Here is a 6,654-nt window from a genome sequence, read left to right on the forward strand (position 1 = left end):
CCGGTGTCCCGGGTTCGCCGCACCAGCCTGATGGCGAAGCTCTCGCTGACGGCAAAGTGCCCTGCCGCCGCCCGGCAGGAATGGCCCGCCTCGACAAAGTCGGACACCCGCACCCGAAGATCGAGAGAATAGCAGTGACCCATGATCCACCTCCCGTTCCAGCAAGTGAATCACAGATCGCACCAGGCCAAAACCCAGGAGTCGAATTTCCAGTCCGATGCTTTAGCACTCGCTCGTTTCACTGCCTCAACAGCCGCAGCCTCTCCCCTTGCTTTCTGTTCTCCGGGCTTGGGCATATATCCAGGACTCATCCGAGCATTGGAAGCCCAACGTTGACCATTGATGGAGAAGACCATGCCGTTTGGCGATCTACCGCGCCTAGGCTGGCGCAGATGGCTAGCGTGGGCGGCGATGAGCGCTATAGGGCTTGTAGACCTCGTGCTACTTGGGATCTTGCTGTTCTAGGCTCATCTCAGCATTCCCAGCCCCTTAGCCAAGGTCATAAAACTGAGATGCTCGACCGGTATCCGGTCAGCATTATGAACACAGTCAATCGAGATACCCGCGACCAAGCGCTTGATGCCGAGGATTGTTTCAGCCATTGCCCGAGCTGGTTCATTCTCTCGATACCTCTTGCTGCCCTGGCTTGTGCTCTAGCGGCCTCATTATGTAGCTAACCTACCTCAACAGCCCCAGCCTCTCTGCGATGCTCTCTTCAACGTAGAGAGGCTGGGGCTGTTAAGGCTGATCTCTCCCGTGATAACGCCGTTATCACGGGTGTAGCTCTTGTGAGACTTAGGCGGCATTCTGCTATCTCATGCCCGGTTGTGCCCGGCGCTCTAGCTCCTCCCGACGGGCCTGTTGCCCTGGAGGAGATGACAATGAAGGTCCTGGTAACGGCGTTTGCCTTAGCATTGGTCTCAACCGCATCGATGGCGGCTGAAACATCCTGCACAGCCCAGGCTACGGAGAAGAAGATCTATGGAGCTGCCAAGACCAGCTTCATGACCAAGTGCGAACGGGACATGAAGGCGTCTTGCGATACCCAGGCGACGGAAAAGCACTTGCATGGAGCAGCAAAAACGAGCTTCACCAACAAGTGCGTCAAAGACTCGGGCGGAACCTGACATGAAAAAGCCCCGCGCGATCCTCTCGCCGGGGCTAGTTTCTTGCAGGCTTTGCACCCTGAGAGACAGCAGCCGTAGCTCCGTCTCTCTCACGCGATGTAGCTTAAAGCCCAATAAGGCGATCGCACTGCACGACAAGCCTTCGGGACCGAATAATGTTGCCTCGCAAACTGAGGGGACCTGACCTACAATCTGAGGCCCCCTCAATTTGACGGGACGTACTATTGACAGACAGCCGGCAGACAGCTTGTGGCCAATTCAGGTTTAGACTGGGCACACCATGCTGCCCACATCAGAAGCCAAGCAGATTCCGCTGAAGGTCCCATGGGTCCGCAGGGGCACTCGGTCGAGCGGCGATTGAGAACCCTGTCGATAGGCTTGGAATCTTAATTTGGCGATGGCCCAGTGATAGGCGTGTTTTGGTCGAGACCACAGTGCTCGCGAAAAGCCCGTTGCGCAGCAGCAAAATCAGGAACCCAGGTTACGAACCGCGCTGTCATCGTACCCCGCCCCACAATATTGATGGATTGAAGCCCTATTGTGTGAAGCGGTCCGACGAGGCTGTCGCCTTCGCCGAAGAACAGGGTACCATCCTCCCACTCCAGCAACACAAAGCCGCGCTCTGTCTGCACGACAAAGCTCTGGCAGAACGGCTTGAAATCAAAGACAACCGTGCCGGTAAAGCGAGGATTACCCGGTCCGGACGTGATGATGCCCACGATGGTAAGCACAAAAGCAACACACCAGATGCCGAACCCAAGGAAAAGCTTTGTCATCGCAGGTCCCCCGCAATTCTGGAAAGAACGTGCCCCGAGTGACGCGGCGATAACTTGAAAAGATTATAGCTGTTGGGAAGGCATTGCGCTAACATTCCGTTCGATGGTGCCGAGAGTATATCTCTGCCAGGGGGGTCGCTCGATCCAGACGCAGGAGGTCCATGATGGAATCACCTCCAAACTTGGCCGCTAAATTGCTGCGGCATCCAGACCAGACTCAGCGTAGCGATTGACCCAGGAACCGCAGACCGGGCGCGGCTTCAGGAGCCGCATCAGTAAGACATGGCTCCGCGCAACTCTCCCGGCCCTGATGATTGGCCCACATCAAGAGGGCCAACATGGTTAAGCATATACGAAGATGGAGGTTTGCCATGCGCCCATTCCTACTCGCGACCGCTCTCTGTTTGCCACGACAGGCACCTTGGTAGCCCAGGACCACCAGGCGGGTCATGGCATGCGGGTGGACCAACTCCAATGGATGCCAGCCCCATCGGCCCTGCCGAAGGGAGCACATCTGGCGGTCCTGTCAGGTGATCCGGGCAAAACCGGACCGTTCACGATCAGGCTAAAAGCCCCTGCCGGATACAAGATTCCGGCCCACAGTCACCCCACGGCGGAGCGGGTTACTGTTATCTCCGGTGACTTCCACTTCGGTATGGGCGACAAACTCGATGAAGCTAAGGCTGAAAAGCTCGGCAGTGGAGGATTCGTCGATCTTCCGGCCAAGATGAACCACTACGCCTTCATGGGCACCGAGACGGTGGTACAGATCGACTCCGAAGGTCCGTTTGCGATCACCTACGCCAGCCCAGCAGATGATCCGAGCAAATCGCAATGAGACCAGCCTCGCCGATTCCTCAGGATACCAATCGGGAGATCGAGGAAATGACGTGCCCACTATCGCGGGTCGTACTATCTGATGAAAGGACGGAGGCTGAGGCTAGTCGGTAGAAAGAGCTTGAGGTTAAACGCATTCAGGCTGTCGAAAAGCTGAAGCTCGAAGCCGATGACGCGGCGCAAAAAGCAGCATCAATCTTGGCAAAAGACCCTGTTGAAGAAGCATAGGGAACCCTGATCCCGGATCTTTGTTAGCCCGACATGGTCAAGCAGCAACGGAGGCAAGGTGATGATCTGTCCATTCTGCAAAGAGGACGTAGCTGACCCATGCCACAACACTGTGGAGATGCAGCAGCGAGCCAGCACTCCTGTGCTGCGCTGTAATGAAGCTCTGAAGAACCTGAAAGGGATCGTGTTCGGCTAACCGTGCCGGATAGCGTCGTGGCGCTTCTGTACAGGCGCAGATGTCCAGTGACCCTGACGCCACTTCCCACTAGATGCGGCCCGTACCGATGTCTGTGAAACAGCAGAGCACGGAGTTGGCGATGATCTTAGGCATTCTCAGCCCCTCCGCGTTCGAGCATGGGCCCCGGATCAGTCACTATCAGGCGTCCTGTCCGGGGCCGGAATATTGGCGTCGCTATAGCCACGTGGTCCGTGGAACTTGACCTTCGGGGTCAGGGCAGGACAGTCTTCCAGCATCTGCACGACTTTCCAGACCGAGTTTACCACCCTCTGGATCGGGCTAAGCGGCGTCTTGCTCACGATTGGCTTGCCTCCCCTATAGGCTCGTCCGTCTGCGGGTAAAATACCAGATCGCAGCAGCGATCACGATGACCAGCAGAACAACCCACCACCAATCAGCAATTCCGCCGGCAGGCGCTCCTGTCGCATTGCCAGGGGGCGTTGCTGGGGTCGTCTGAGCCAGGGCCAGTGAGGATGAGTACAAGCAGGGCAGTACCTGCGGGTGAGGCGGATAAAACATGGCGCATGTGTTCCTCCGGGTTTCCCTCTCAAGCGAACGACGGAAGGTCACAAAACTACTGACGGGATGTCATCCGATCCATCAGATGCCGAAGCTCGGTCAGCCTTCGAACATAGGGAGTGCGCTCCCGCTAGTAGCGCTCCAAAAGCTGGGCAGCGAAGCGCCTTTTGATGGCTTCAGCGCCTGCCCATCCCTAAAGCTGCTCCTGGTCACCCTGGTCGCGAATTTCGAGTTCTGCCAGCGCCGCCAAAATGCTCTGATGCTGGAGCAGCAGATCGGCTGGATACCATGGGCACCGCATCGACAGGGCCAACGCTTGTCCCGCGACAGAGGTACTCGGCATTAACCACCCTCCCTCATCTGAAAGAGGGAACATAGCAGCATTTGGGTTAGGGAGAAGTCAAATGCCCTATGATAGATTGAGAGTGATCGCGAGCACGCTCCTTAGCCAACAGGACCCTAGGCCGGCATTGTCTCAGGGCCGGCCCGTGCCTGACGCAGAGGTGACAGGCGCTGCATGTCGGCACAAAGCCTGTCCATAAGCCCATCAGTCAAACCACTCGACGATCTGAAAGCATCCTTTCTCAATCCTAATGAGGATCAGCCTCGGAGGGTTGGTCTGCGAGCCTTTTGATCTCGAACACCGCAGCCGTGATAAAGGCAGAGACGACAAGGAAGGCCGCAACCGTGGTGTAGGTTCCGTCCTGAACCCCTGGGTTCATCCCGACTAAGGGGATCAGCAGCAAAGCCGGCATGCCAAGGGTGATTGCGCCAAGGATGTAGACTGGGTTCGCTGATCCTTTAGCCGCGTCGCTCCTATGAGCCCTGCGAGCTGATCCCTCTTGCGCCCATACCTTCACACGCCTCGAAGCACTCCTCACATAGTCCGACGCACCCCGGAGGCGCGGGCCCCACACTCTGACCGTTCGTTGAACTCTGCCTTCGAAACCGGGGCGCGGCGAGCTTTTACTACCCGCACGGCTTTCCGTCCTGAGTTCATGGACCATTGGGTGAGGCTGAGATGATTCTTGTTTCTGGTCAGCTTGCACTACCCCTACGCGGGGCTGGGGCAGGTCGCTTGCAACGCGGTGGCCGAGTTCCTTTGAAGGAAGAACCTCTACAAGTGAGATCGGTTGAACATGTTGCTCGGCCTCGTCTCTGATCTCGCTGTGTGAGCCTTGTTCACCCTCCCCGCTCTGATTGCCGTCAGTGAGCAAGCTGTGGGGTCCAGCGAAACCATGGTTCTGTGCTGGCGGAAGGCTGGAGCGGGTGATGCCTTCCGGACCTCCTATCACACTGCTGGGTATCTCGGTGCTCAAGGAGTCCGGCACCGTCTCCGCTCTGCGTTTCGACGAACCTCGCGGCTTGCTAGTGGCTTTTGAGCGAGGCGCACCACTCTCCTCATTCCGCTGTTTCAAGTCGTCACGTCGGCTCGGATGCTTTGGGGCTTTGCTCATGCCGGAATCAGGGCCAGATACCTTGGCTTTTTGATGACAGTTGTGGGAAGCGGTCATGTCGAAACGTGATCCACTCACCTTTGATCGGGATCGACATGACAAAACATCTTAGGCTTAGCCTCTGGCTCAGGGCCGCAATATCTTGGGCTGGTGCCGCCGGTAGCTTCGGGACAGCAGAGTTACATCGGCAGCAGAAAGCCATGTTGAACGAGATGGTGAAACCGGCAGCACGTTTCGTGACGAAGATCCCCTCGTCCAGGAAAGCTTCAGACGGGGCTATTAACCTCATCGTAACGAGCCTCGCGGGTGATAAAGGCAAGGGGGCGCGGCAAGATCGTCACACCTCGCCCAGAGTCTCTGGTCCACGTCAGTGCTTGGACCCACGCAGGCTCTGGAACATCGCCGCCGTGGTGATCTGTTGGTGCAATTCGGCGAGACGCTCGGTCACTCCAATCGGGATCAGGCCGCGACGGTGCTTGATGCCATGATCCAGCGGGAACGGGCGAAGCGAGCGAGGAAGCTCAGTACAGGCTTAGAACCGCGCCGGGCCTTGTCAGGTCAACCTTCACCCTGCTTCTTGGGCGCCTCGATCAACTTGAAGGAAGGGACAGCGGTGTCCTTCCATTCTGCCATGACCTCATGACAGCACTGCCAAATTGCGTCGTCCTTGGTGCGTGTCGGGAAGCGCGTGATTGTCAACGCTTAGAGTGCCCCACAGGTCACACGTGAACCCCCAGCTAAGCGAGATTGTCGTGTCTGGACCATGTGCAAATCCTATGCGGCCTGAAGGGCGCGCTCGATGGCTTGGGGCCCTTTCGAGATGACGAGGAGAAGCACTCGGGCGGAGGTGTCCAGCTTGCCCTTGCCCTGCTCCCAATCGCGAAGGGTGCCAAGCGGGAAGCCGTAGCGGGCCGAGAACTCAGCCTGTGTCATTCCCAACCCCTGATGGATGGCCTTCACGTCGATTTCTGCGGGAACGTGAACCTTGTAGGTGGACGGATCGGCTTCACCGCGAGCAATGGCTTGGGCTTCTTCCGCTGCCTGAAGGAGACGTTTTCCAAGGAATGTCACAGCTACCAGCTCTCAGTTTCGCATGCTCTCAAGAAGTCATCGCTGCGCATTCGTAGTGCGCAGGTTCTTACGGACGCCCTCCCTGTACTCGTCCGCAAGGCTGCTGAGGATCTGGCGAAGGGCGTTCCCGTCCGCTTGGCTGATGTCGGTCCGCTGACCTCTATCCACTAGAGCATCGGATGTTTAATCGGACGCATATCCAGCAGCCTTGAGGTAGTTCCAACACTCGTGCGGCTCAAACAAATCGCAGATGTCGCCGAGGGCGCGCCAGAGCGCGTCGAACGTTCGCGCCTCGGCCTTGCGCAAGTGTGCCTTGATCTTGGCAAAGGCTTGCTCGATCGGGTTCAGATCGGGCGAATAAGCCGGCAGGAACAGGAACCAGGCTCCGCGTTGCTTCAGAC

At 57.6% G+C, this 6,654-nt stretch carries 8 protein-coding genes; 3 read left to right on the forward strand and 5 right to left on the reverse strand.

The genetic code is table 11. The features are described from left to right. Positions 1-143 (reverse strand): IS630 transposase-related protein (locus ACXJKO_RS28680; protein ID WP_457094447.1); only part of this gene is annotated, 143 nt, incomplete at its 3' end. 738 nt (positions 144-881) lie between these two features. Here ACXJKO_RS28680 and ACXJKO_RS28685 point away from each other — a divergent pair. Beyond that, the gene (locus tag ACXJKO_RS28685) at positions 882-1,127 is read left to right on the forward strand and encodes a PsiF family protein (RefSeq protein ID WP_457094440.1); all 246 of its coding nucleotides are present in this window, start codon (positions 882-884) and stop codon (positions 1,125-1,127) included. 386 nt (positions 1,128-1,513) lie between these two features. Here ACXJKO_RS28685 and ACXJKO_RS28690 read toward each other — a convergent pair whose 3' ends face one another. After that, a complete protein-coding gene (locus ACXJKO_RS28690) occupies positions 1,514-1,903 on the reverse strand; it encodes a hypothetical protein (protein ID WP_457094441.1) in 390 nt (129 codons plus the stop codon). A gap of 454 nt (positions 1,904-2,357) precedes the next feature. On the opposite strand from ACXJKO_RS28690, the gene ACXJKO_RS28695 reads away from it, so the two are divergent. Beyond that, positions 2,358-2,741 carry a cupin domain-containing protein gene (locus ACXJKO_RS28695; protein WP_457094442.1) on the forward strand — a complete coding sequence of 128 codons (384 nt, stop codon included), beginning with the start codon at positions 2,358-2,360 and terminating at the stop codon, positions 2,739-2,741. A 1,177-nt stretch (positions 2,742-3,918) separates the two neighbouring features. On the opposite strand, the gene ACXJKO_RS28700 is transcribed toward ACXJKO_RS28695, so the two are convergent. Both ACXJKO_RS28700 and ACXJKO_RS28705 read right to left on the reverse strand, forming a co-directional pair. Then, positions 3,919-4,068, reverse strand: a complete 150-nt coding sequence (locus tag ACXJKO_RS28700; protein WP_457094443.1) for a hypothetical protein — start codon at positions 4,066-4,068, stop codon at positions 3,919-3,921. 1,888 nt (positions 4,069-5,956) lie between these two features. Then, on the reverse strand, positions 5,957-6,115 hold the full coding sequence (locus ACXJKO_RS28705) for a helix-turn-helix domain-containing protein (protein ID WP_457094444.1): 159 nt from the start codon (positions 6,113-6,115) through the stop codon (positions 5,957-5,959). A 12-nt stretch (positions 6,116-6,127) separates the two neighbouring features. Between ACXJKO_RS28705 and ACXJKO_RS28710 the strand changes: the two genes are divergently transcribed. Continuing rightward, entirely contained in the window at positions 6,128-6,424 is a 297-nt protein-coding gene (locus ACXJKO_RS28710; RefSeq protein ID WP_457094445.1) for a hypothetical protein, read from the forward strand. 12 nt (positions 6,425-6,436) lie between these two features. Here the strand turns inward: ACXJKO_RS28710 and ACXJKO_RS28715 are convergent. Further along, on the reverse strand, positions 6,437-6,654 hold a 218-nt coding region (locus ACXJKO_RS28715), incomplete at its 5' end, for a transposase (protein ID WP_457094446.1).

This window comes from Microvirga sp. P5_D2 (genome assembly GCF_054049475.1).